This window comes from Xanthomonas sp. LMG 12460, from assembly GCF_009192895.1.
GTDB lineage: Bacteria > Pseudomonadota > Gammaproteobacteria > Xanthomonadales > Xanthomonadaceae > Xanthomonas_A > Xanthomonas_A sontii.
Genome location: NZ_NKUH01000032.1, coordinates 16050 through 38335, shown reverse-complemented (window position 1 = coordinate 38335; position 22286 = coordinate 16050). Strand labels below are relative to the sequence as shown.

Sequence of the window (22286 nt, the reverse complement as noted above, 5' to 3'; positions counted from 1 at the left end):
GCGGCGCACCGCTGCGGCGACCGACCGCGTCATGCAAGGCCGCGGGATTCTGACAGCCCGCGCTGATACGATCCGCGCCATCGGGCGAGCACACGGCTGCAGCGCCGCATTTCGAGGCGTACATGCTGTACCTGGCCATCCCCGCAGTGCTCCTGTTGTTGATCGTCTTCCTGGCACTGCAGCCTCCGCTGGAGCTGCGGCTGCAGCGTGCGCTGCAGCAGGCACGGCAGGGCGACCTGCGACGCTTGCGTGCACTTGCCAGGAAATCGGTGGGCGATGCCGCGTATGCGCTGTTTCTGCAGCTGGACGCCAACGGCGAGCAGGCCGCGGCACTGGCAGCACTGAAGCGTGCGGTCTATGCGCGCACCTGGCTGGACATCCGTGGCTGCAGCGTGGCCATGCGCGCGTACGGCCGCCGTCGCTTCCTGGGCGTGGGCACCATCCCGGACCATGCCGCGCTGCTGGCCGAATGGAGCCGTCCCGGCTGGTGCTCGGGTGCCGGCTGGGAACCCGAACTGGCCTGGATCCAGGCCTGCGGCCCGGAAGCGTGCCGGGATCTGGCGCGTGCCTGGTATTGGCTGTGCCTGGCCGATGCGCGCACGCAGGAGGGGATGGGCGAGATCCGGTCCGTGGAACTGGCGCAGCAGGTGCGGGAGCATCTGGGCCCGTTGGTGCCGGCATCGGTGCGCCAGGCGATGCAGGAGCAGGCGACGGAGACTGCGTGCCGCGACTTCGTGTCCGGCAGATAAGGCGGGCGGAGCGACTCGGCCCGGTACCGGGCACCGGCCTGCAATGGCTGTCGCCGCAGGTCCCATCACAGCGCGGTGCGGACGCGGCATGCAACTGCCGCGGATTGGCCGCTGCCTCGGCTGCAAGCGCGTGCCGCCGGTTCGCCGCCGCGCGCCGGTCATGGCGCCCCGGGTATGATCGGGGCCATGAATGCTTCCGTCCTGCCGTCCTCGCCCCGCATCTGTTTCCTCGCCAGCGTCGCGCCGGAGGCGCAGCACGCGCGTACCCAACTGGTCGGGCGCTACGGCGATTGCGAGCCGGCCGACGCCGATGTGCTGTGCGCGCTCGGCGGCGACGGCTTCATGCTGCAGACCCTGCATCGCCACGGCAGCCTGGGCAAGCCGGTGTTCGGCATGAAGCTGGGCACGGTCGGCTTCCTGATGAACCAGTTCCGCGACGACGACCTGGTCGCGCGCCTGGCCCTGGCCGAGCCGGCCAAGCTGCGTCCGCTGGAAATGCTGGCGCAGACCGAATCCGGCGCCACCACCGGCTCGCTAGCCTACAACGAGGTCTCGCTGCTGCGGCAGACCCGTCAGGCCGCGCACGTGAGCATCGATCTCAACGGTCAGACCCGGGTCGATGAACTGATCTGCGACGGCGTGCTGGTGTCGACCCCGGCCGGCAGCACCGCCTACAACTCCTCCGCGCACGGACCGATCCTGCCGCTGGGCTCGCACACCCTGGCGCTGACCCCGATCGCGCCGTACCGGCCGCGGCGCTGGCGCGGCGCGATCCTCAAGGCCGACATCGAGGTGCGCTTCCGCGTGCTGGATCCGTACAAGCGCCCGGTCAGCGTCACCGCCGACTCGCACGAGACCCGCGACGTGGTCGAAGTCACCATCCGCGAATCCCGCGACCGCCTGGTCACCCTGCTGTTCGATCCGGAGCACAATCTGGAGGAGCGGATCCTGAGCGAGCAATTTATGGTGTAGGGCGGGGAGTGAGGAATCGGGAATGGGGAATCGCAAGAGCGGTTTCCGTGTCTCCCGTTTCCCCTGCTCGGTTCCTTGCCTGTAGACCGCTTTACCTATTCCCCATTCCCGATTCCCCACTCCCAGCCAAAATGTCCGACAACTCCCCCCGTCTGCTCACCGTCGCGGTCACCTCGCGCGCCCTGTTCGATCTGGAAGAGGGCCATGCCCTGTTCGAGCGCGAGGGGGTGGAGGCGTACAGCGCGTATCAGCGCGAGCGCGAGGACGATGTGCTGGCGCCCGGGGTGGCGTTCCCGGTGGTGCGCAAGCTGCTGGCGCTGAATCAGGGCACGCCGCCGGAGACGCCGCCGGTGGAGGTCATCCTGCTGTCGCGCAATTCCGCCGATACCGGGTTGCGCATCTTCAACTCGATCCAGCACTACGGGCTGGGCATCGTCCGCGCCACCTTCACCTCCGGCGAGGCGACCTGGCCCTACGTCAAGCCGTTCGGTACCGATCTGTTCCTCTCGGCCAACCCGGAGTCGGTGCGGCGCGCGCTCAGCCACGGCATCGCCGCGGCGACCATCCTGCCCAAGCCGCCCGGCGAGCATGCGCAGGAAGCGGCCGCGGCCGCCGGCGCGATCGACGCCGATCGTCTGTCCACGCAGCTGCGCATCGCCTTCGATGGCGATGCGGTGATCTTCGGCGACGAGGGCGAGCGCTTCTCGCGCGAGCAGGGCGTGGAGGCGTTCGGTCGCTACGAACGCGAGAACGCGCGCGAGCCGCTGACCGGCGGGCCGTTCCGCAATTTCCTGTCGGCGCTGCATGCGCTGCAGTCCGCCTTCCCGGCCGGCGAGGCCTCGCCGATCCGCACCGCGCTGGTCACCGCGCGCTCCGCGCCGGCGCACGAGCGGGTGATCCGCACCCTGCGCGAATGGGGCGTGCGCCTGGACGAGGCGCTGTTCCTCGGCGGCCGCCACAAGGGGCCGTTCCTGCAGGCCTTCGGCGCGGACATCTTCTTCGACGATTCGCAGCACAACATCGACAGCGCCGCCCGCGAGCGCGTCGCCGCCGGGCATGTGCCGCACGGGGTCGCCAACGACATCGCCAAGCCGTGAATGCGGCGCCCGGCGGCGGCCGCTGGGCCGCGCTGCGCCGCCTGCTGCGGCACGGAGCGGGCGTGCCCGCCGACCTGCGTCCCGGGCGGCCTTACGTGCGCCACGGCTGGCGCTACACCAGCCTGCAGTTCAAGGGCGAGGTGACCCAGAGCCGCATGTACACCTGGTGGCCGGACGTGCTGCAGGTGGGCTACACGCGCAGCATGCTCGGTGCGCTGCTGCTGCGCCCGGACCCGCGGCGGATCGGCATCGTAGGCCTCGGCGGCGGTTCGCAGGCCAAGTTCTGCTATCGGCACCTGCCGCAGGCGCGGATCGAGGCGATCGAGGCCGACGCCGACGTGCTGACCCTGCGCGCGGCCTTCCGCATCCCGGACGACGATGCGCGCTTCGAGGCCGTGCACGGCGACGGCGCGCGGTTGCTGCGGCAACGGCGCGACCGCTATGACCTGCTGTTGCTCGACGCCTACGACGCCGACGGCATCCCGGCCGCGCTGCTCAGCCGCGGCTTCTACGAGGACTGCCACGCGGCGCTGGCACCGGGCGGGGTACTGGCGGTGAACCTGTACGACACCGACACGCGCCGCCACCTGGCGCATCTGCGCGCGCTGTTCGGCGGCCGCGTGCTGCGCCTGGACGAGCCGCAGATGGACAACCAGGTGGTGTTCGCCTGGACCGGTGCACTGCCGGCGCTGGATGCGCACGCGGCCTTGGCCCGCCTGCCGTGGTCGGCGCGTTGGCAACTGCGCATGCCGTTCCGGCGCGTGCAGCAGGCGCTGGCGGGCAGGACGGGGGCGGACGGGGTGCGTTAGCCGGGGCTGCGCTGTCCGGGGATGGCTGCGTCGGCCAGACGGTTCAGTCCACGCCATGCCGCCGCCGGTGCAAGCGCGACGGGGGAGACAATGCATGCGGTCCCGGGCGACACCACGCGCCAGGACGATGGCAAGTCGCCCTACAACGGCAACAGGATGTTGCTGAGCTTCCAGCGCAGGCCCTCGCGGGTGAATACGAAGGGCACGGCGGTACCGTCGGCGGTGTGCACGGTGGCGACGAAGCGCGTGGTCGATTCGAAGCGGTGCTCGGCCTGGCGCAGTGGTTGTGGCGGGCGCGGCGCGGCGTAGGTATCGCCGCCGACGGTGTCGCCGCTGGCGCGTTTCCACAGCGCGTCGCCCTGCATCAGCGCGCCGATGCCGGTCGGGGTGACCAGCGCATCCACGCTCATGCCGCCGAGGCCGCCGGCCAGCGACAGCAGCGCCCCGCCGAACAGGCTGGACTGCAGGTCGGGGCCGGCGCGGCGCACCAGCGCATCGTCCACCTGGGCCTTGAGGTTGACCCGCAGCGTGGGAAAGTCGACGTAGCGCTCCAGTGCCGCCGCATCGCGCTCGCGCAACGCCTGGTCGATGCCGCGGATGGCCAGGTACGGCCCAGCGACGACGTAGCCGCCGAGGGCGAGCAGGGCGAGGAACAGCAAGGTCAGCCATTTCTTCATCGCATGTCTCCTTGCGTGTGGGCGTTCTGCAGGAGCGGATCAGCCGCGACGCGTGACCGGGAATGCCTGTCGCCGCTGAAGCCGTTCCGACGGGGAAGCACTGCCGTTCTAGAACTCCAGGTCCAGCGCCGCGCACAGATAGTCCACGAACGGGCCCAGCGTCTGCAGGTCGGCGGCGACCTGCGCGCGCAGCCGCGGGCCGGTCATGGTCGCGTCGTCGAGCTGGCGCCAGAACACCCAGTTCTTGTGCTTGAGGTCGTCGATGTAGTCGAAATCGGCCGGGAAACCGCGCGGCGGCCGCACCAGCATCTCGCTTTCCTCGAAGTCGAAGCGGCGGCGCAGCGCCGGCGCATGCGCGGCGGCCTTCCAGCTGCCGGGATTGTCGAAGATGAACTGGCGCACCTTGCGCTGCGTGTCCGGTTCCGGATGCCACAGCCCGGCGCCGACGAAGCTCTCGCCCGGCTGCAGGTGGATGTAGAACGAGGGGGCCGGCACCTGCTTGCGCCGCTCGTGGAACAGGCGCGCACCCTGCCAGGTCTTGTACGGCGACTTGTCGTGGGAGAAGCGCGCGTCGCGGTGGATGCGGAACAGCGAGCCGCCGACGCCGCGCGGGTCGGCGCGGAAGTGCTCGCTGACCTGGGCCAGGTCCGGCTGCAGGTCGGTGATCAGGCGCAGGAACGGCTGGCGCACGTGTTCTTCGTACTTGTGCCGGTTGTCGTTGAACCAGGCCTTGTCGTTGTGCCGTGCCAGGGCACGCAGGAACTTGAAGCTGGCGTCGCTGAAATAGCTGGTCATAGGCTGCGTTGCAGGTCGTGGCCCCAGGCGGCCAACTGGTCGAGCAGGGCTTGCTTGGTAGCATCCTGCGGGTGAGCCAGGCGTAAACCGGCCAGTTCCGCGTAGAAGGCGTCGAAGCTCAGTTCGGACAGGCCGCTGTCCTGCTGCAGGCGCTGCCGCCGGTAGTCGTCCCAGCGCGCCTGTTCGGCGATGGACAGGCTCTGCGGCCAGTTGCGCGCGCGGTAGCGGAACAGCAGCTCGGGCAGGCGCGGATCGCGGAACTGGCCTTCCAGCGCGGCCAGTTGCGCCGGCGGGGTGGCGCGGACCTGAGCCATCGTGCGCTTGTCGCCATCGGCCAGGAAGCCGTCGTACAACGAGGCGTCGACATCGGCCGGCACCGCGGCGCGCTCGCTGGCGAACACCCGCCGCACCTTCTCCGCCAGCGCCGGGCCGGCTTCGCGCAGGCGCTCTGCCTTGGCCAGGAGTTGCGCGGGGTCCAGCCGCAGCCGGGCGAAATCCGCTTCGCGCAGGTGCGCCCAGGCGACCAGCGCCGGTGCCTTGTTCAGATGCACTTCCTTGAGCGGGATACGCTGTTCGCCCTCGGGCAGGTCGGCCTGCGGGGTGTACAGGCGGTCGGCGATCTGTTCCGGCGTATAGCGCAGCAGCGGCTCGATGTCGCCTTCCAGGTCGAACACCAGCACCCGGCTGTCGATGCGCGGATGCCGCGCCAGCGGCAGCACCGGCGCCGCGCACAGGCGCGTGGCCGGATAGCGCATCGACACGTGCAGTACCGGCTGCATCGCCACCGCGTCGAGCAGGCCGCCGCAGAAGCGCTTGTCGCGCAGCTTCAGCGCGTACTCCCACAGCCGCGGCTGGCTGCGGCGGAAGTGCCGGGCCATGCCGATGGTCGCGTACACGTCGGACAGCGCCTCGTGCGCATCGCCGTCGCGCACGCCGTTGGCCAGCGCCAGTTGCTCCAGCTTGAACGAGGTGGCGCCGTCCTCGCGCTGCGGCCAGACGATGCCCTCCGGGCGCAGCGCGTGCATCAGTCGCAGCATGTCCAGCAGATCCCAGCGCGAGTTGCCGTTGCGCCACTCGCGTTCGTAGGGATCGTGGAAATTGCGGAACAGACCATGGCGCACGAACTCGTCGTCGAAGCGCAGCGAGTTGTAGCCCAGCGTGCAGGTCTGCGGCCGCGCCATCTGCTCGGCGATGCGTGCGAACGTCTCGGCTTCGCTGACGCCCTCGCGCAGTGCCTGCTGTGGGGCGATGCCGGTGATCAGGGTGGCGACCGGCGAGGGCAGCAGGTCGTCGGCCGGTTTGACGAAGAAACTGATCGGCTCCTCGATCACGTTGAGCTCGGCATCGGTGCGCACCGCGGCGAACTGCGCGATGCGCGTGCGCCGCGGATCGGCGCCGAAGGTTTCCAGGTCGTAGAAGAGGAAGCTGTCGGGCATGACGAATCGAATGGTGCGAGGCAGGCGAGTCTAGGAGCGTGGGGATGCTTGTAGGAGCGGGTGTCCGGATAGGCTACGCCGGTTCAATGCGCCCCCTCCAGCGGTGCCAGCCGTGCGTGCACGATGCGCTCCAGCCAGTGCCAGTCGATCCGCGACAGATCGCTGTGGCCCTGCGTGGCCTGGACCAGGATGTCGCGCTGCACCTCGCTGCGTTCCAGCGCCTGCGCGTACGGCGTGCGCAGGAAGGTGACCATGGTGTAGTGCGGCACGAAGCGGGTCGGATGCCGCGCCTGCAGGGCCTGGCCGAGTTCGCGCTGCAGCAGGAAGCCGGCATCGCCGACGCGGTCGCGCATTTCCACGTAGTTCTCCAGCGCCATCTGCTGGATCGCGCCGGCATTGGGCTTGCGCTCGGCCTCGAAGGCGGCATAGGCGCGCGCCAGGTCCGGCTCGCGCTGCAGGTGCGCGGCCAGCGCCGCGCAATCCTCGAACGCGCAGTTCATGCCTTGCCCGTGGAACGGCACCATCGCGTGCGCGGCGTCGCCCAGCAGTACCGCGCGGCCGTCCAGGTGCCAGCGCTCCAGGCGCAGCGTGCCGAGCAGGCCCGGCGGATGCTGCTCCCAATGCTCGGCCAGTTGCGGCATCAGCGGCAGCGCATCGGCGAAGTCGCGCGCGAACAGCGCCAGCGCCTCGTCGCCGCTGCGCACGGTGGCGAAGCTGGGCTCGCCCTTGTTGGGCAGGAACAGGGTGACGGTGAAGGTGCCCTCATCGTTGGGCAGGGCGATGCACATGTAGTGACCGCGCGGCCAGATATGCAGGGCGTTGGCTTCGATGCGGAAGCCGCCGTCGGCGCCGGGCGGGATCTCCAGTTCCTTGTACGAGTGGTCGAGGAACTCGATGTGCTCGGCCATCGGCGCCTTGCGCTGCATCGCCGCGCGCAGCGCCGAGCCGGCGCCGTCGGCGCCGATCATGCTGTCGAAGCGGATGTCGTGCGGCTGGTCGTCGCGGTCGTCGATGAAACGCGCATAGCCGGCATCGAAATCCACCGTGTGCAGGCGCCGGTAGAAATGGATGCGCGCCCCGGCCTGTTCGGCCAGTTGCAGCAGGGTGATGTTGAGGTCGTTGCGGTGCACCGACCAGATCACCTCGCTGTCGTCGCGGCCATAGCGCTGCAGCTGCTGGTGGCCGTCGGCGAAATGCACCATGCGCCCGCGCATCATCACCGCCTTGGCCATCACCGCGGCATCGGCGCCGGCCTGGCGCAGCACGTGCAGGCCGCGTTCGGCCAGGGCCAGGTTGATCGAGCGGCCGCGCTCGTAATCGTGCACGCGCGGGTCGCCACGACGCTCGTAGACGGTGACCTGCCAGCCCTGGCGCGAGAGCAGGATGGCGAGCAGGGAGCCGGCCAGGCCGGCGCCGATCAGGGTGATGCTGCGGGGGGATGCGTTCAATGCGGTGTCCGGAAGGCGCGGCAGGCCGCCGCGCGAAGAAGGCGGCTCAGACGCCGGCCCAGGTTTCCACTTCCTCGACGAAGCGGTAGACGTCGCGGTAGCGGTTGTACAGCGGCACCGGGCTGATCCGGATCACGTCCGGCTCGCGCCAGTCGCCGAGCACGCCGACCGATTGCAGGTAATCGAACAGGGCGCGACCGCGCTCCCGCCCGCCGGCCACCCGCAGCGACAACTGGCAGCCGCGTTGCGCCGGGTCGGACGGGGTGATGATCTGCAGGGTGTCGGCCAGGCGGGCGCGGATCAGCGTCTCCAGGTAGCCGGTCAGTTGCTGCGATTTCTGCCGCAGCGCGTCCAGCCCGGCACGCTCGAACAGGTCCAGCGAGGCGCGCAGCGGGGCCATGCTCAGGATCGGCGGATTGCTCAGCTGCCAGCCGTCGGCACCGGGCGCGGCGACGAATTCGGGCGCCATACGGAAACGGGTGCGCTTGTCGTGGCCCCACCACCCGGCGAAGCGCGGGGTGTCGCCGTGGCCGTGGCGTTCGTGCACGAAGGCGCCGGCGACCGCGCCGGGGCCGGCGTTGAGATATTTGTAGTGGCACCACACCGCGAAGTCCGGCGCGGCATCGTGCAGGTGCAGCGGCACGTTGCCGATCGCGTGGGCCAGGTCGAAGCCGACCGCGGCGCCGGCCGCGCGCGCCAGCCGCGCCACCGCGGCCAGGTCGAAGGCCTGGCCGGTGCGGTACTGCACGCCCGGCCACAGCACCAGCGCCAGGCGCGGGCCGTGCTCGGCGATGGCGCGCTCGATCGCCGCCAGCGACACGGTGCCATCGACGCCGTCGGGCTGCACTTCGATCAGGTCGGTGGCCGGGTCGAAGCCGTGGAAACGGATCTGCGAGGCCACCGCATGCTGGTCGGACGGGAACGCGCCGGCCTCGATCAGGATCGCAGGGCGCTCGCGGGTGGGCCGGTAGAAGCTGACCATGAGCAGGTGCAGGTTCACCGTCAGCGTGTTCATCGCCACCACTTCGTGCGGGTGCGCGCCGACCAGCCGCGCCAGCGGCGCGGCCAGCAGTTCGTGGTAGGTCATCCACTGGGTGTCGCCGTTGAAATGGCCTTCCACCGCCAGCGACGACCACTTGTCCAGCACCTCCTGCACCGCGGCGCGCGCGCTGCGCGGTTGCAGGCCCAGCGAGTTGCCGACGAAATAGGCCTGGTCGGCGCCCTGATGCTGCGGGAACAGGAACTCCTGGCGCAGGGCCCGCAGCGGATCGGCGGCGTCGAGGGCGATGGCGTGCTGGCGGGACAGGATCTCGTTCATCGGCATTGGATTCCGGGAAGCAGGGCGAGAGTCTAGAGCGTGTAGGACGACGGGAGGTGAGTGCGTGGCACGGCGCGGGGCAAGGCCGCGTGGCCCTCTGCAGCAGCGGCCGCACGGCCAGGGTGAGGCGACGGCGCGTTCACCCGCTGCGGTGCGCGGTCACCTGCGGTTGTTCCTTGGCGGCCGCGGCAGCCGGCAACAAGGCGCTGCGGACCAGGTGGGTCAGGGTACCGACGCTGTCGGCGACGCGGTCGCTGGTGTCGGCCAGTGCGGGCAGCGCGCCGCCGTCGCTGCCATCCTGCGTCTGCGCGGCCAGCGCCTCGGCCAGGCGCCGCTCGTCCGCGCGCAGGCTGGCCTGCGCGGGCGGCGTGCCGCTGCGCAGGCTGTCGGCCAGTTCGGTCAGTGCGGCATGCGCCTGTTGCCGGAACTGCTGCAGTTCCGGCAACGGCGGCAGCGGCGGCGCATCGCGCAGCACCGCCTCCAGCGCCAGCGAGGCGCGGATCAGCCGGTTGCCGTTGGCCAGCACCGATTCGGCCAGGGTCAGTTCGCGCAGGTTGCGCTTGCGCCGCGGCTCGCCGCGCAGGCGTTCGATCGAGGCCTGCGCGTTGGTGCGCGCGGTGCGCGAGGCCGCGCGGGTGTCCGGCAGCGTCTGCAGGCGGCCTTCCAGCACCGCATCGAGATGGTCGCGGTAGGCGAGCAGCAACTGCGCCAGGATCGCGCGGATGTGCTTGCGTTCCCAGGTCGGCCACAGCGCGTAGGCGGCCAGCGCCAGCGCGCTGCCGAGCACGGTGGCCTGGATGCGCTCGCCGATCGCCTCGCCCGGCGCCATGCCCTCGAACGACAGCAGCAGCACCAGCATGCCGGTCAGGCAGGCCACGCCGAGCCCGTAGTTGACCTGGGTCAGCAGGCGGAACCCCAGACAGAACACGGTCAGCAACAGCAGCCGCACCACCGCCCCGTCCATCACGAAGTGGGCCAGCACGGTGGCCAGCAGCAGCCCGCCGAAGGTGCCGGCCACGCGCAGCGCGCCGAAGCTGAGGGTGCCGCCGAAATCCGGCTTCAGCACGATCGCGGTGGTCATCGGGATCCAGTAGCCGTGCGGGATCGCCTGCCAGCGGGCGAACAGCACCGCCAGCGCCAGGCACACGCCGCAGCGCAGCGCGTGGCGGAACGCCACCGAGGACAGCTTCAGATTCGCCCTCAAGGTCTGCAGCGGCGCCAGTGGACGCAGCGCCGCCGGCAACTGCGCCTCGGCCAGTTCGGCCTGGATCTCGCCGCGGCTGCTGGCCCAGCGGCCATTGCGCGCCAGCGCGCGCAGCTGGCCGCCCAGGCCCTGCGCACGGGCCACGGCGATGCGCAGCAGGCGGCGTTCGCGGGTGTCCTCGGTCTGCGCCTGCACTTGCGCCAGCGCATCCACCAGATCGTCGAATCCGGTCATCGACGCAGTGGCCGCGTCTGGGTCCTCGGCGCTGTACAGCGCGTGCGCGAGCTGGTCCAGCACCACCGCGCTGCGTTCGAGCACGCGTTCGATCGGCAGCCGCGCGGGCGATCCTGCGTCCAGGCGTCCGTGCAGGTCGGCCAGGGTCAGCAGCTCCAGCCGCGCGCGTTCGCACAGCTCGGCGATGACCCGGAACGCCTGCACCGCACGTCCGCGCGAGCGGTGCTCGCCGTGCAGCATCACCATCGCCTCGAGCACCGCCTCGGTGGCCGGCGGCGCCGCGGTCGCGCCGGGCCGCTGGCGGGCGATGCCGGCCAGTTGCCGCATCAGGTCGGCCAGGGCGAAGCGTTCCGGGCGGTAGCGCTGCAGCGGCCAGGCGGCCAGCGCCATCAGCATCTGCAGCACGCCGCCGGCGAAGATCAGCGTGGCCACGCCGACGCTCTGCAGTGGCGGCAGGCGCACGTCGGCGCTGACCACCAGCAGGATCATGCTGGTCAGCCCGACCCGCGCCGCCACCGGGCCCAGCGCCACCAGCAGGCCGCCGCCCAGGCCGAGCAGCAGCGCGCTCAGCGCCAGCGCCACGGTGTGCGCGCCGATCAGCATGCCCAGCAGCGCGGCCACGCCTGCCGCCAGCGCGGCCATCAGCATGCGCTGCATCCGCGCCCGGTACGGGCCGGGCTGGTCGGAGAACATGGTGTTGAGCGCGCCGGTGGACACCGCCAGACCCAGCTCGGCATGGCCGGCGGCCACGCCCAGCGCCAGCGGCGCGACCACCGCGGCGGTGTTGCGCAGGGCCACGCGCACCGGCACGTCGCGCGGCTTGAGCGCGATCAGGCTGCGCAGCATCGCGAGCCGGAACGGCGCGGGGGCAGGGCGGTCACGGCGCGTCGGCCGCCGGCCGCGGATGCACGTGGCCGCAGCGGGCGCAGGTGCGCAGCGATTCGGAGGCGTAGAAGCGCGCGAACACCGGCGGGAAGTCGGTCTCGATGTCCTGCAGCGGGAAGTAGGCTTCGTACAGCAGGTGGTTGCAGCGCTCGCAGAACCACAGCAGGCCGTCCTGCTCGTGCGGCAGGCGCCGCCGCTCGATCACCAGGCCGACCGAGTTCGCGCCGCGCTGCGGCGAGTGCGGCACCTTCGGCGGCAGCAGGAAGGTCTCGCCGGCGCGGATCGGGATCTCGCGCACCGCGCCGTCTTCCTGGATCTTCAGCACCATCTCGCCTTCGAGCTGGTAGAACCACTCCGGGCCTTCGTCGTAGTGGTAGTCGCTGCGCGCGTTCGGCCCACCGACCACCATCACGATGAAGTCGCCGGCGTGGATGCACTTGTTGCCCACCGGCGGCTTCAGCAGATGCCGGTGGGCGTCGATCCAGGCGTGCAGGTTGAGCGGGCCGGGGAGCATGCGGATCCTTGATCGAGGTGGCGGAACGGCGCGCCGCTCAGCGGTCCTCGCGGTCCTGGCTGATGCGCGCCAGGGCGGCATCGTAGCGCGGCGCCAGGTCGTCGATGCGGTCGAGTTCCATGCCCAGGTCGTGCACGCGGCCGTCGCGCAGGCTGTAGACCCAGCCGTGCACGGTCAGTTCCTGGCCGCGCGCCCAGGCGTCGAGCACGATCGAAGTGCGGCTGACGTTGACCACCTGCTCGAGCACGTTGAGCTCGCACAGGCGCGCGTGCTGCACATTGAGGTCGCCGGCCTGCTGCAGGCAGTGCTCGTGCTTCTCGGCCACGTCGGTGACGTGGCGGATCCAGTTGTCGACCAGGCCCAGCCGCGCACGGGTCAGGCCCGCGTGCACGCCGCCGCAGCCGTAGTGGCCGACCACCAGGATGTGCCGCACCTTCAGCACCTCGACCGCGAACTGGATCACCGACAGGCAGTTCAGGTCGGTGTGCACGACCACGTTGGCGATGTTGCGGTGGACGAACACCTCGCCCGGCGCCATGTCGATGATCTGGTTCGCCGGCACCCGCGAGTCGGAGCAGCCGATCCACAGGTACTCCGGGGTCTGCTGCTTGGACAGGCGGCTGAAGAACTCCGGATCCTCGCGGTTGATGCGTTCGGACCAGGAGCGGTTGTTGTCCAGCAGTTGTTCGATTTTGCTCATAGCCCGGCATTATTCCAGAAGCCCGCGGCCGGTGCGCGGCGCGCGCCGACGCCGCTGCCCGGATCGCGGGGATCCGCATGCACACGGCGTCTCAGTGCGCAGCCGCCGCCGGATCGGGCTTTTGCCGATCCCGCCGATGCGGCGCGCTGCGCAGACTTCCTCCACGCCCACACCGGGCATCAGCGGAGGATCCCATGGCCGACTTCAACGCTTTCTTTCCGACCCTGCTCAAGCACGAGGGCGGCTTCGTCAACGATCCGGTAGATTCGGGCGGCGCCACCAACAAGGGCATCACCCTGGCGACGTTTCGCTTGTACGCCAAGAGCCTGCTGCAACTGGAACCGACCCTGGACAACCTGCGCGCGCTCACCGATGCGCAGGCCGGGGTGATCTACAAGACCTGCTACTGGAATGCGGTGCACGGCGACGAGATCGCGCTGCAGCCGCTGGCCAACATCCTGTTCGACTTCCAGGTCAACGCCGGCAACAACGCCATCAAGCTGCTGCAGCGCGTGCTCAACGCGCAGACGCCGGCGCTGCAGCTGCCGGAGGACGGCAAGTTCGGCCCGGCCACCCTGGCGGCGCTGAAGGCCGCCGACCAGCGCGATCTCTATGCCCGCTACAAGCAGGGCCGGCGCGATTACTACCAGCGCCTGGTCGCGGCCAGGCCGCCGCTCGCCAAGTTCCTCAAGGGCTGGCTGGCGCGCACCGACTCCTTCCCCGACCTGAGCTGAGCGCGCGCGCGGCAAGCGCCGCCGATCCGCTGCCGTCGCCGACGGCGGCCTTCTTTCTCCAGGAGCGACCATGGCTGGACCGACCGCATTGAACGACCTGATCGAAGCGCTGGCCGGCGCCGTGATCGAGGCGCAGGACCGCATCGAGCAGCACCAGATGGCCAACCTCGGCGATTACTTCGACGAGTTCCACCGGCCCAAGAGCGTGATCATCCGCCTGCCGTCGCAGCACCCGCAGGCCGCCGAAGGCGACGAGGACTACTACCGCGCGCCGCTGCTGCCGCTGGTCTCGACCAACGTGCTGCGGATCAAGGACGTGGAGATCAGCTTCGATGCGCAGCTCGGCGACCTCGGCGGCCTGCAGTCGGCCGACGGCTTCTTCGCGCCGGAGTCGCCCGGCCCGCGCGGTGCCTGGCAGGCCAAGCGCACCGCCACCCGTTCCAGCGTGCGCGTGGATACCAGCGCCAGCGCGCGGAGCCAGCGCCAGAGTGCCGTCCACGTCGTGTTGCGCGTGGAGGGGACCGAACCGACTGACGGAGCGGCCAGATTGCTGAACCATCTGGCGCAGACGCAGGGCGTGTTCAAGACGGTCATGGCCGACAAGCCGGACGTCGCGGGCACGGACGATGTAACCAATCCCACCAACTGAAGGAGTCACTGCAATGGCTGACGAACTCGTCAATATGTCAAGTCAATTCAAGGGTCTGCCGATGGGCGACCTGATCGGCGGCCCGCTCGATGCGGCCTGCGACGCGCAGGTCAAGCTGGCCCGCGCCACCGCCGATTTCATCCGCGTCATCGGCTTCCTGCCGCCGGACAACCCCGACCCGAAGAATCCGCAGGCAACCGGCGCCACCCGTACCGCCAGCTTCCGCTTCAAGCGGCCGGTCGACGACCCGGACAAGGCCGGCGGCATCGCCGAGGAGGAGGTCGAGCTGGAAGTGCCGCTGCTGGCCATCGTCAACGTGCCCAGCCTGAGCATCCAGACCGTGGACATCACCTTCGACATGGAAGTGAAGTCGTCCTTCTCCTCGAAGGAGAAGACCGATGCCTCGGCGTCGATGTCGGCGGACGTGGAATACGGCTTCGGCCTGTTCAAGGCCAAGGTGCATATCCAGGGCTCGGTCTCCACCAGCAAGGAGAACACGCGCAGCTCGGACAACTCGGCCAAGTACCACGTCTCGGTGCATGCCGCGGACAAGGGACCGCCGGAAGGTCTGGCGCGGGTGCTGGACATCCTGCAGACCTCGGTGGCGCCGCGCAAGATCGGCAAGCCCGAGCCGGTTCCCGCGTAAGTCCATAGCGGTCCGTTGAACCATCTCGTCGGGGGACTCGTCAACGATGTTCGACCTTACTGAAGTCAAGTTCGTCAAGCGGGTCGTGGTCGGCAGCGACAACCCGACGCAGATGCAATCGCCCGAGCAGATCGAAGCCGCGCGGGCCTTGCTCAACCGCTGCCTGAGCGATTCGCCGAAGGGCGCGATCATCGGCACCGAGAAGAATTTCGCCGTGCTGCAGATCGGCGAGCACCAGGTGGTGATGCAGTGGCTGTGCTACCACGTCGGCTTCCCGCGCAAGCCTGGCTGGATGAAGGACGACTGATGGCCAGCCTGCGCTGCGAGTTCGACCTGCTGCTGCAGGGGCTGTCGGCGGCCCTGCTGGATGCGCAGCGGCGCTGCCGCGCGCGTCACGCACAGGCCTTGCGCGCCTGCTTCGGCGCAGGCGAGACCCTGCCGGTGGCGACGGACGCGGCCGAGCCGCCGTCGCTGCAGATCCCGTTGTGGGAGCTGCGCGCCTGGCAATTGCCGCAGATCGGCGAACTGGCCCTGGCCTTCGACGTCGAACTGGACGTGGAGGAGGTGCCGGACGAGGCGCCGCGCCTGCTGCTGCAGGTGTTGCCGCGCCGGCCGCGGCGGCCCGGGCACCGCCTGCAGATCCTGTTCCGCGGCACCCACACCCCGGTCGGCGAGGTGCTGTTCGACGGTCAGCGGCTGAAGCTGTGGCAGCTGTCCGATGCGCCCGCCCCGCACGATCCCGCCCAGGAGACCGCACATGCGTAGACACGGCTTCATCCTGTCCCGGCACGACACCGACCTGTGGTGCCGAGAACTGCACATCGACCTGCGCTCGCTGGCCCGCGCGCAGCGGCTGCGCCGGCGTCGACGCCGGGCGCTGTGGCTGCTTGCCGTACTGTGCATGGTGGCGGCCGTGGTGGCGCTGCTCTGGTTCGGTCTGTCCTGACCGTGCCCATCGTTTCCTTTCGTATCCAACAGGAGAGTCGCATGCGTATCCGTTCGCGTGGTGTTGCGCGTTTCCCGCTCTGGCTGGCGCTGTGCCTGGCCATGCCGTTCGCCGCCGGTGCCGCACCGCAGGCGCCGACGCCTGCTGCGCCGGCCGCAGCGGCCAACGCAGACGCGCTGCCGCCCGGCGAATGGAGCGGCACCCTGGCGCTGGATGCGCAGCGCCTGGCCGCCGTGCGCCTGGTCCAGCGCGAGGGAAATGCCAGGCTGATATTCGCCTCGCCGTTGAACTGCGTGTTGCTGGTCAAGCCGCAGCCGGGTAACGGTTTCGCACTGGAGTCGATCAATGGCGGGGCCTATTGCGACAAGCTCATGGGCAAGCCGCTGCGCCTGCAGCGCAGCGGCGACGACCTGCGCTTGAACGTCGACGGCAAGGATCTGCCGGTGGTGCTGCATGGCGATCCGGGTCAGCCCAGCCCGCTGCAGGGCAAGTGGCGCGGGATGGCGCGCCCCGAGCGCGGCGATCGGGACGTTGCCGTGGACCTGAGCGTCGCCGCGACGCCGCAGGCACCGGGCAAGCCCTCGGTGCAACTGCGCTACGGCGCACCACGCGAGTGCGCAGTGCAGGCGTATTACGCCGGCATGCGCGAAGGAACGTCGGTGTATTCGCTGGATATTGCCCGTGGCGGCTATTGCGATCTGCTGAGCGACGGCCAGTTGACCCTGCGCGCCAGAACGGACGGCAATCTCGAACTGCAGGTCCTGGACCGCACCGGGACGCGTCGGGACAGCGCGCTATTGGAACGCGTCCCCGCCAACCCGTAATCCGTCGCGCAGACGCGCCGGCCGTCGTTTCCGTCCAGGAGTCGTGCGATGAACCTCGTCTGGATCAAGACGCTGGCCGGCGCCGCGTGGCGCCGGCTCACCGCGGCCCGCCGTGCCGGACCGCGGCTGCCGCCGCCTGGCATCCTGCCGCAACTGCGCGCCGAATGCGAAGCGATGGCGCGCTATGCGCTGGAGCACGGCATGGCGGTGCCGCCGGAGTTGATCGCCCGCCTGTCGGCGCTACTGGGCGCCGGCACGCCGGACGCCGATGGCGGCGACATCGAGGTGCACGCGCACGAACTGGCGGTCACCCACCGGCGGCTGGCGCAACTGATCCGCCCGGCCACGCCGCAGGCGGTGTTCCTGCTCGATGCCGAGCGTCGCCGCCCGCACTGGGCGACCCTGCTGGGCCCACTGCCGCTGGTGCGCGCGCTGACCACGACCTCGCTGCTGTTCCTGTTCGCGGTGGTGGCGACGGCCCTGTCCAGCAAGGTCAGCGCGGACAACGTGCGCCTGGGCTTCCTGGATTCCTCGGGCAGCGTGCTGCTGTGGAATGCGCTGTTCCTGCTGTTCTGCGCCGGCCTGGGCGCCTCGTTCTCCTCGCTGTTCCAGGTGCACCGCTACGTCGCCGACGCCAGCTACGACCCCAAGTACGACGCCTCCTACGGCGCGCGCATGATCCTGGGCCTGATCGCCGGGCTGATCCTGGTCGAAGTGTTGCCGCCGGATCTGTTCGAAAGCGGCAGCATGCGCAGTTTCGGCAAGCCGACCCTGGCGATGCTGGGCGGCTTCTCCGCGACCGCGGTGTACCGCCTGCTGCAGCGTCTGGTCGATCTGATGGAGACGCTGGTGCGTGGCGATACCTCGGCGCAGGCGCAGGCGTCGCTGGAAGTGCAGCGCGCCAGCAACGACAACGAGCGCATGCGCTGGCAGGGCGAGTTGGCCGCGCAGTTGATGGCCCTGCAGCAGTCGATCGAGGCCGGCACACCGCCGGCGGCGATCCAGCAGCGGCTCGCCGAGTTCGCCCGCGGGATGCTGCAGGTGGAAGCCGCGCGTCTGCCGCCGCCGCCATCGCCATCGCCGGCAGCGGAATGAACCCGCCGGCGCGGCACCGGCGTATCGCCGGTGTTTCCATCATCGTTCGTCGGCGCAGGATTTCGTTCTGCGTCACAGCGCGTGCGCGGTAGCACGGGATTCTGTCTACGAACCGAGACGAATGCGGCAATCCGCACAAGTTCAGCCGTCGTCGCCATCCATATCAGCCTGAAACCGATGGCCGCCATGACGCAGCGTGACAAGCTGAGAACGTAATGCAAGCGCAGGTTCAGCGCTGTCGCATCGATTGAAAAAGGGGCGCGTCGCGCTGCAGGGGGACGCGGGTTGCCGCGCGGTCGCGCGTTGGGAGTTCCATTGCCAACACAGGTAGAGAATGAACACACGTATCGTGATTGCCGCCGAACGCAGCATTGTGCTGGAGGGCATGGTGGCCCTGCTCAACAACACGCCGGACATCGACGTGGTCGGCCACGCGGTCGACGGACTGGAGTGCGTGCAACTGGTGACCCGACGGCAGCCGGATATCGTGCTGATGGACGTGATGCTGCCGGGCCTCAACGGCATCGAGGCCACCCGCCGGCTGCTGCAGCGCAGCCCGCGCAGCAAAGCGATCTGCATCGCCGCCTCCGATGCGGCGGCCAATGTGCGCGCAGCCATCGACGCCGGCGCCAAGGGCTACCTGGCGCGCAACAGCACCTTCCACGAATTGCTGCGCGCGATCCAGCAAGTCGGCAACGATCAGCTGTACATCAGCCCGCAACTGTCGCAGTCGCTGGTCAGCGAGTACCGCTGTCCGCCCGGCGACGCGGTCTCGGCCTACACGCTGCTGACCTCGCGCGAACGCGAGATCGTGCAGTTGCTGTCCGAGGGGCTGTCGACCAAGGAGATCGCCGCGCGCCTGCACATCAGCGTCAAGACCATCGGCACCCACCGCGAGCACATCATGCTCAAGCTGGGCATGCAGAGCATCGCGCAATTGACGCGCTACGCGATCCGCGAAGGTCTGTCGCCGCTGGAGGGAGGCAGGGCCAGTGCGCGCCATGCCGGGCACGACCGGCAGGGACCGGCCAGCCGTTGTGGGTGAGGCGGCGCGCGCCGCCGCGCGTCCCGTGGCGGTGCGCACAACTGCATGGTCGGCCGCGCTGCGTGGCGGCGTGCTTCAGTCCGGACGTCGCGCGTGCATCAGCGCCGCGACGGCCTGCGCGCCGGTGTCGGCCTGGCCCTGCAGCGCCTCGCGTACCGCGGCCTGGTTCGCCGGCGGATGGTTCTGGCTGAGCTTGAACTTCAACTCGACCCGCTCGACCTCCAGGCGGAAGCCGACGATGCCGCGCAACTGGCGCCGGTGCGCGTCGTTGTCCGGCTCGTAGCGCCAGTCGCTGCCCAGCGCGCGTTCGTGGCGTTCGCTCAGCCGCGCCACCACGTCGGCCAGCAGTGCTTCGTCGTCGCTGGGGTGCAGTTGCCCGTGCAAGTGCGCGGTGGCGTAGTTCCAGGTCGGCACCCGCGCCATCGCCTCCTTGTCCGGATACCAGCCCGGGGAGACGTAGGCATGCGGGCCGTGCACGATCAGCAAGGCCGGCCCGGCGTGTCGGGCTTGCGGGTTGGCCCGCGACCAATGGCCTTCGACCAGGATGCGTTCGCCGTCGCGCCGGTACAGCACTGGCAACGGCGTGGCGCAGGGCAGGCCGTCGGCGACGGTGACCAGGGTGGCGAACGGGTGGTCCGCGATCAGCGCATCGAGCGCGCCCAGGTCGTGTTCGGCGAAGGCGGGTGGAACGTGCATCCCCGGATCAGGCGCGCGCGCCCAGGGTCTGGGTCATGCGCCCGCGCAGGCCGGCGTCGTCGTCGGCCTGCGGCGGCGCCACCTCGCCCAACGAGAAGCCGCGCGCCCGCGCATCGTCCTCGTCCAGGCCATCGAAGGCGACGAATTCGGCATCGAACAACGCCGCGCGGGCGGTGTCCTCGCTGTCGTAGCTGAGAGTGTTGCCGTCGCTGTCCAGCACCTCGGCGGTGCCGGCGTCGCGCACGCGCAGGCGTGCCCACACCAGCAGGCGGCCGAGGCTGGCCAGGTACCACTGATCGTGGGAGGGAGAATCTGAGGTCATGGAATCACCAGGGAAAGCAGCCAGAGCAGGGCGGCCATGCCCAGGCCGAAGAAGATGGTCATCAGCGACAGCCAGGCCGGCGTGGCCAGCCCGGAGAGCCCGCGGTCGCCGAGCGGACGGTAGCGCCGCGCCAGCAGCCAGCCGAGCGCGACCGGCTTGAGGAAGGCACCCGGCCCGAACGCCGCCACCAGCGGCGGATGGCGGTCGCGGATGTGCACCAGGGTCAGCGGCCAGAAGATCAGGAACGCGCTGGCCCCGGCGATCGCCACGCCGACGAAGCACAGCGCGAAGAACAGGATCATGGCGCGCGCTCCCCGTGCCGGCTCAGAACTCGGCGCTGCCCGGCGCGCGCGGGTAGGGGATGGCGTCGCGGATGTTGCTCAGCCCGCACACGTACACCACCAGGCGCTCGAAACCCAGGCCGAAGCCGGCATGCGGCACCGTGCCGTAGCGGCGGAAGTCGCGGTACCACCCGTAGTGCTGCGGATCCAGGCCGAACTGCAGCATGCGCGCGTCGAGCACGTCCAGGCGCTCCTCGCGCTGGCTGCCGCCGATGATCTCGCCGATGCCGGGCGCCAGCACGTCCATCGCCGCGACGGTCTTGCCGTCGTCGTTCAGGCGCATGTAGAAGGCCTTGATGTGCTCGGGGTAGTTGGTCACCACCACCGGGCGGCCGACGTGCTGCTCGGTCAGCCAGCGCTCGTGCTCGGTCTGCAGGTCCAGGCCCCATTCCACCGGGAACTCGAACTTCTGCCCGGACTTCTGCAGCAGGCCGATCGCGTCGCCGTACTCGATGCGCTCGAACGGCGAGTTGATGAAGGTCTCCAGCTTGCTGATCGCGGTCTTGTCCACGCGCTCGGCGATGAACGCCAGGTCGTCGGCGCGCTCGTCCAGCACCGCGCGGAACAGATACTTGAGGAAGTCCTCGGCCACGCGCGCGTCCTCGGCCAGGTCGGCGAAGGCGATCTCCGGCTCGATCATCCAGAACTCGGCCAGGTGCCGGGTGGTGTGGCTGTTCTCGGCGCGGAAGGTGGGGCCGAAGGTGTAGACCTTGCTCAGCGCCAGGCAGTAGGCCTCGACGTTGAGCTGGCCGGACACGGTCAGGAAGGTCTCCTTGCCGAAGAAGTCGCGGCCGAAGTCGACCTGGCCCTGCGCGTCGCGCGGCAGGTTGGCCATGTCCAGGGTGGAGACGCGGAACATCTGCCCGGCGCCTTCGGCGTCGGAGGTGGTGATGATCGGCGTGCTGATCCAGTTGTAGCCGTTCTGGTGGAAATAGCGGTGCACCGCCTGCGCCAGGCAGTTGCGGATGCGGGTCACCGCGCCGAACAGGTTGGTGCGCGGACGCAGGTGCGCGACCTCGCGCAGGAACTCCGGCGACATCGGCTTGGGCTGGATCGGATAGGTCAGCGGATCCTCGACCCAGCCCACCACCTCGACCGCGCTGGCCTGGATCTCGAACGACTGGCCCTTGCCCTGCGACTTCACCAGCACGCCCTTGGCGATCAGCGCGCAACTGCCGGTGAGCCGCTTGACCTCGTCGAAGTTGGGCAGGGCATCGGTCGCCACCACCTGGATCGGGGCGAAGCAGGAGCCGTCGGACACGTTGATGAAAGCCAGTCCGGCAGATCCGCGCAGCGTGCGCACCCATCCCCGCACCGTGACTTCGCCGCCTTCCGGGATCTTCCCGGCCAGCGCATGTGCAACGCTCACCACCGTCATGACTTGAATCCTCGCCGCAGCGACTCGATATGGAAGGGGCAAGTGTACTGGCTGGAGCGCAGCGCTTGCGAGGCGTGGCGGCGATTGGCCGCCAACCTTCCTATAATGTCCGCTCGCAGTCGCCGGAGTCGTTCGTCATGGCCATCCGTCTCACCCCCGTCGCCCATGCCCGCGTGCAGCGCTTCGTCGCGCAGACGCCTGGCGCGCTGGGCTTGCGTTTCGGCGTGGAGCGCACCGGCTGTTCGGGGTGGGGCCACGTCACCGACCTGGCGCGCGAGGCGCGTGCGGACGACGCGGTGTTCGAGCAGGACGGCGTGCGCATCTATGTCGATGCCACCAGCCTGCCGCTGGTGGACGGCACCGAGATCGACTTCGCCAAGCAGGGCCTGGGCGAGACCTTCGTGTTCCGCAATCCGAATGCCACCGCCGAGTGCGGCTGTGGCGAGAGTTTCACCACCGACGCCGCGCACGCCGGCGCGGCCTGAGCGTCGCCGCTGCGGCGGCGCGACCTCCTTGTGGGATGAGCTCTAAAGCCGGGACCCGGGGCCCGGGACCGGGGGCCCGGAAGAGCGGTCCGGATGCGCTGCCTGGTGCAGGAGGGTTGAGACACGTCGCCTCGAAAGGCAGGGTGGCCTCGCTTTTCCGGGTCCCGGGTCCCGGGTCCCGGCTTCATCGAGTCAGGACACCACCCGGCCGCCCTTCACGGCACCTTGTCCGCAGCGGCACTTCTGCGCCATAATGTGCGGCTTCCTGCCTTCCCGGCAGGAGTCCT

The 22286-nt window shown here is 69.9% G+C and carries 26 protein-coding genes; 14 read left to right on the top strand and 12 right to left on the bottom strand.

What is annotated here, in order from left to right:
- The first annotated feature begins 122 nt into the window (after positions 1 to 122).
- The 4 genes from CEK66_RS07680 to CEK66_RS07665 all read left to right on the top strand — a co-directional run bounded on the left by CEK66_RS07680 (position 123) and on the right by CEK66_RS07665 (position 3627).
- Positions 123 to 749 (top strand): hypothetical protein, encoded by a 627-nt coding sequence (locus CEK66_RS07680; protein ID WP_148828601.1) that lies wholly within the window; start codon positions 123 to 125, stop codon positions 747 to 749.
- A 201-nt stretch (positions 750 to 950) separates the two neighbouring features.
- Positions 951 to 1721: an NAD kinase gene (locus CEK66_RS07675; protein WP_026143327.1), complete on the top strand. Its 771-nt coding sequence runs from the start codon at positions 951 to 953 to the stop codon at positions 1719 to 1721.
- A 131-nt stretch (positions 1722 to 1852) separates the two neighbouring features.
- Positions 1853 to 2818: a 5'-nucleotidase gene (locus CEK66_RS07670; RefSeq protein ID WP_017907609.1), complete on the top strand. Its 966-nt coding sequence runs from the start codon at positions 1853 to 1855 to the stop codon at positions 2816 to 2818.
- Positions 2815 to 3627: a fused MFS/spermidine synthase gene (locus CEK66_RS07665; RefSeq protein ID WP_152236461.1), complete on the top strand. Its 813-nt coding sequence runs from the start codon at positions 2815 to 2817 to the stop codon at positions 3625 to 3627. Before CEK66_RS07670 ends, CEK66_RS07665 begins: the two co-directional genes overlap by 4 nt.
- A gap of 140 nt (positions 3628 to 3767) precedes the next feature.
- Here the strand turns inward: CEK66_RS07665 and CEK66_RS07660 are convergent, their stop codons facing one another.
- The 8 genes from CEK66_RS07660 to can all read right to left on the bottom strand — a co-directional run bounded on the left by CEK66_RS07660 (position 3768) and on the right by can (position 12838).
- Entirely contained in the window at positions 3768 to 4304 is a 537-nt protein-coding gene (locus tag CEK66_RS07660; RefSeq protein ID WP_152236460.1) for a DUF2939 domain-containing protein, read from the bottom strand.
- Positions 4305 to 4412: 108 nt separating this feature from the next.
- Positions 4413 to 5099 (bottom strand): DUF2461 domain-containing protein, encoded by a 687-nt coding sequence (locus tag CEK66_RS07655; protein WP_152236459.1) that lies wholly within the window; start codon positions 5097 to 5099, stop codon positions 4413 to 4415.
- Positions 5096 to 6535 carry an exodeoxyribonuclease I gene (gene sbcB / locus CEK66_RS07650; protein WP_152236458.1) on the bottom strand — a complete coding sequence of 480 codons (1440 nt, stop codon included), beginning with the start codon at positions 6533 to 6535 and terminating at the stop codon, positions 5096 to 5098. The genes CEK66_RS07655 and sbcB overlap by 4 nt, the downstream gene beginning before the upstream one ends.
- 83 nt (positions 6536 to 6618) lie before the next feature.
- Entirely contained in the window at positions 6619 to 7983 is a 1365-nt protein-coding gene (locus CEK66_RS07645) for an NAD(P)/FAD-dependent oxidoreductase (protein WP_152236457.1), read from the bottom strand.
- Between the two features lie 46 nt (positions 7984 to 8029).
- Positions 8030 to 9301 (bottom strand): kynureninase, encoded by a 1272-nt coding sequence (gene kynU / locus CEK66_RS07640; protein ID WP_152236456.1) that lies wholly within the window; start codon positions 9299 to 9301, stop codon positions 8030 to 8032.
- A gap of 139 nt (positions 9302 to 9440) precedes the next feature.
- Positions 9441 to 11585 (bottom strand): FUSC family protein, encoded by a 2145-nt coding sequence (locus CEK66_RS07635; RefSeq protein ID WP_152236455.1) that lies wholly within the window; start codon positions 11583 to 11585, stop codon positions 9441 to 9443.
- Positions 11586 to 11616: 31 nt separating this feature from the next.
- Complete coding sequence (locus CEK66_RS07630) at positions 11617 to 12138, bottom strand: 3-hydroxyanthranilate 3,4-dioxygenase (RefSeq protein ID WP_152236454.1); 522 nt, start codon at positions 12136 to 12138, stop codon at positions 11617 to 11619.
- Between the two features lie 37 nt (positions 12139 to 12175).
- Positions 12176 to 12838, bottom strand: a complete 663-nt coding sequence (can, locus tag CEK66_RS07625) for a carbonate dehydratase (protein ID WP_017910923.1) — start codon at positions 12836 to 12838, stop codon at positions 12176 to 12178.
- 194 nt (positions 12839 to 13032) lie between these two features.
- On the opposite strand from can, the gene CEK66_RS07620 reads away from it, so the two are divergent.
- From CEK66_RS07620 to CEK66_RS07580, 9 genes are all read left to right on the top strand, one after another.
- The gene (locus tag CEK66_RS07620) at positions 13033 to 13572 is read left to right on the top strand and encodes a glycosyl hydrolase 108 family protein (RefSeq protein ID WP_152236453.1); all 540 of its coding nucleotides are present in this window, start codon (positions 13033 to 13035) and stop codon (positions 13570 to 13572) included.
- A 70-nt stretch (positions 13573 to 13642) separates the two neighbouring features.
- A complete protein-coding gene (locus CEK66_RS07615) occupies positions 13643 to 14221 on the top strand; it encodes a DUF2589 domain-containing protein (protein WP_173003349.1) in 579 nt (192 codons plus the stop codon).
- A 13-nt stretch (positions 14222 to 14234) separates the two neighbouring features.
- Positions 14235 to 14867 (top strand): DUF2589 domain-containing protein, encoded by a 633-nt coding sequence (locus CEK66_RS07610; protein ID WP_026143450.1) that lies wholly within the window; start codon positions 14235 to 14237, stop codon positions 14865 to 14867.
- 46 nt (positions 14868 to 14913) lie between these two features.
- Entirely contained in the window at positions 14914 to 15174 is a 261-nt protein-coding gene (locus CEK66_RS07605) for a hypothetical protein (protein WP_017910927.1), read from the top strand.
- Positions 15174 to 15632 carry a hypothetical protein gene (locus tag CEK66_RS07600; protein ID WP_148828591.1) on the top strand — a complete coding sequence of 153 codons (459 nt, stop codon included), beginning with the start codon at positions 15174 to 15176 and terminating at the stop codon, positions 15630 to 15632. Before CEK66_RS07605 ends, CEK66_RS07600 begins: the two co-directional genes overlap by 1 nt.
- Positions 15625 to 15813 (top strand): hypothetical protein, encoded by a 189-nt coding sequence (locus CEK66_RS07595; RefSeq protein WP_152236452.1) that lies wholly within the window; start codon positions 15625 to 15627, stop codon positions 15811 to 15813. The genes CEK66_RS07600 and CEK66_RS07595 overlap by 8 nt, the downstream gene beginning before the upstream one ends.
- Before the next feature lie 41 nt (positions 15814 to 15854).
- A complete protein-coding gene (locus CEK66_RS07590; protein WP_152236451.1) occupies positions 15855 to 16637 on the top strand; it encodes a hypothetical protein in 783 nt (260 codons plus the stop codon).
- A 48-nt stretch (positions 16638 to 16685) separates the two neighbouring features.
- Complete coding sequence (locus CEK66_RS07585) at positions 16686 to 17732, top strand: hypothetical protein (protein ID WP_152236450.1); 1047 nt, start codon at positions 16686 to 16688, stop codon at positions 17730 to 17732.
- Between the two features lie 334 nt (positions 17733 to 18066).
- Positions 18067 to 18777: a response regulator transcription factor gene (locus CEK66_RS07580; protein WP_017912470.1), complete on the top strand. Its 711-nt coding sequence runs from the start codon at positions 18067 to 18069 to the stop codon at positions 18775 to 18777.
- A gap of 75 nt (positions 18778 to 18852) precedes the next feature.
- Here the strand turns inward: CEK66_RS07580 and CEK66_RS07575 are convergent, their stop codons facing one another.
- The 4 genes from CEK66_RS07575 to asnS are packed head-to-tail and all read right to left on the bottom strand — an operon-like array spanning position 18853 to position 21514.
- Positions 18853 to 19473, bottom strand: a complete 621-nt coding sequence (locus CEK66_RS07575; protein ID WP_017915420.1) for an FMN-binding negative transcriptional regulator — start codon at positions 19471 to 19473, stop codon at positions 18853 to 18855.
- Between the two features lie 7 nt (positions 19474 to 19480).
- Positions 19481 to 19795, bottom strand: coding sequence for a hypothetical protein (locus CEK66_RS07570; protein ID WP_017907181.1), 315 nt, complete (start codon positions 19793 to 19795; stop codon positions 19481 to 19483).
- On the bottom strand, positions 19792 to 20097 hold the full coding sequence (locus CEK66_RS07565; RefSeq protein WP_017907180.1) for a hypothetical protein: 306 nt from the start codon (positions 20095 to 20097) through the stop codon (positions 19792 to 19794). Before CEK66_RS07565 ends, CEK66_RS07570 begins: the two co-directional genes overlap by 4 nt.
- Before the next feature lie 22 nt (positions 20098 to 20119).
- The gene (asnS, locus tag CEK66_RS07560; protein WP_152236449.1) at positions 20120 to 21514 is read right to left on the bottom strand and encodes an asparagine--tRNA ligase; all 1395 of its coding nucleotides are present in this window, start codon (positions 21512 to 21514) and stop codon (positions 20120 to 20122) included.
- Positions 21515 to 21651: 137 nt separating this feature from the next.
- Between asnS and CEK66_RS07555 the strand changes: the two genes are divergently transcribed.
- Positions 21652 to 21999, top strand: a complete 348-nt coding sequence (locus tag CEK66_RS07555; RefSeq protein ID WP_017907178.1) for an iron-sulfur cluster assembly accessory protein — start codon at positions 21652 to 21654, stop codon at positions 21997 to 21999.
- Positions 22000 to 22286: the final 287 nt, after the last annotated feature.

What these genes read in the sequence shown, in the direction of transcription:
- CEK66_RS07680 (WP_148828601.1), top strand. Translation starts at nt 123, where the DNA reads ATGCTGTACCTGGCCATCCCCGCAGTGCTCCTGTTGTTGATCGTCTTC.
- CEK66_RS07670 (WP_017907609.1), top strand. Translation starts at nt 1,853, where the DNA reads ATGTCCGACAACTCCCCCCGTCTGCTCACCGTCGCGGTCACCTCGCGC.
- CEK66_RS07660 (WP_152236460.1), bottom strand. Translation starts at nt 4,304, where the DNA reads ATGAAGAAATGGCTGACCTTGCTGTTCCTCGCCCTGCTCGCCCTCGGC.
- CEK66_RS07655 (WP_152236459.1), bottom strand. Translation starts at nt 5,099, where the DNA reads ATGACCAGCTATTTCAGCGACGCCAGCTTCAAGTTCCTGCGTGCCCTG.
- sbcB (WP_152236458.1), bottom strand. Translation starts at nt 6,535, where the DNA reads ATGCCCGACAGCTTCCTCTTCTACGACCTGGAAACCTTCGGCGCCGAT.
- kynU (WP_152236456.1), bottom strand. Translation starts at nt 9,301, where the DNA reads ATGAACGAGATCCTGTCCCGCCAGCACGCCATCGCCCTCGACGCCGCC.
- CEK66_RS07635 (WP_152236455.1), bottom strand. Translation starts at nt 11,585, where the DNA reads ATGCTGCGCAGCCTGATCGCGCTCAAGCCGCGCGACGTGCCGGTGCGC.
- CEK66_RS07630 (WP_152236454.1), bottom strand. Translation starts at nt 12,138, where the DNA reads ATGCTCCCCGGCCCGCTCAACCTGCACGCCTGGATCGACGCCCACCGG.
- can (WP_017910923.1), bottom strand. Translation starts at nt 12,838, where the DNA reads ATGAGCAAAATCGAACAACTGCTGGACAACAACCGCTCCTGGTCCGAA.
- CEK66_RS07620 (WP_152236453.1), top strand. Translation starts at nt 13,033, where the DNA reads ATGGCCGACTTCAACGCTTTCTTTCCGACCCTGCTCAAGCACGAGGGC.
- CEK66_RS07615 (WP_173003349.1), top strand. Translation starts at nt 13,643, where the DNA reads ATGGCTGGACCGACCGCATTGAACGACCTGATCGAAGCGCTGGCCGGC.
- CEK66_RS07610 (WP_026143450.1), top strand. Translation starts at nt 14,235, where the DNA reads ATGGCTGACGAACTCGTCAATATGTCAAGTCAATTCAAGGGTCTGCCG.
- CEK66_RS07605 (WP_017910927.1), top strand. Translation starts at nt 14,914, where the DNA reads ATGTTCGACCTTACTGAAGTCAAGTTCGTCAAGCGGGTCGTGGTCGGC.
- CEK66_RS07600 (WP_148828591.1), top strand. Translation starts at nt 15,174, where the DNA reads ATGGCCAGCCTGCGCTGCGAGTTCGACCTGCTGCTGCAGGGGCTGTCG.
- CEK66_RS07595 (WP_152236452.1), top strand. Translation starts at nt 15,625, where the DNA reads ATGCGTAGACACGGCTTCATCCTGTCCCGGCACGACACCGACCTGTGG.
- CEK66_RS07590 (WP_152236451.1), top strand. Translation starts at nt 15,855, where the DNA reads ATGCGTATCCGTTCGCGTGGTGTTGCGCGTTTCCCGCTCTGGCTGGCG.
- CEK66_RS07585 (WP_152236450.1), top strand. Translation starts at nt 16,686, where the DNA reads ATGAACCTCGTCTGGATCAAGACGCTGGCCGGCGCCGCGTGGCGCCGG.
- CEK66_RS07580 (WP_017912470.1), top strand. Translation starts at nt 18,067, where the DNA reads ATGAACACACGTATCGTGATTGCCGCCGAACGCAGCATTGTGCTGGAG.
- CEK66_RS07575 (WP_017915420.1), bottom strand. Translation starts at nt 19,473, where the DNA reads ATGCACGTTCCACCCGCCTTCGCCGAACACGACCTGGGCGCGCTCGAT.
- CEK66_RS07570 (WP_017907181.1), bottom strand. Translation starts at nt 19,795, where the DNA reads ATGACCTCAGATTCTCCCTCCCACGATCAGTGGTACCTGGCCAGCCTC.
- CEK66_RS07565 (WP_017907180.1), bottom strand. Translation starts at nt 20,097, where the DNA reads ATGATCCTGTTCTTCGCGCTGTGCTTCGTCGGCGTGGCGATCGCCGGG.
- asnS (WP_152236449.1), bottom strand. Translation starts at nt 21,514, where the DNA reads ATGACGGTGGTGAGCGTTGCACATGCGCTGGCCGGGAAGATCCCGGAA.
- CEK66_RS07555 (WP_017907178.1), top strand. Translation starts at nt 21,652, where the DNA reads ATGGCCATCCGTCTCACCCCCGTCGCCCATGCCCGCGTGCAGCGCTTC.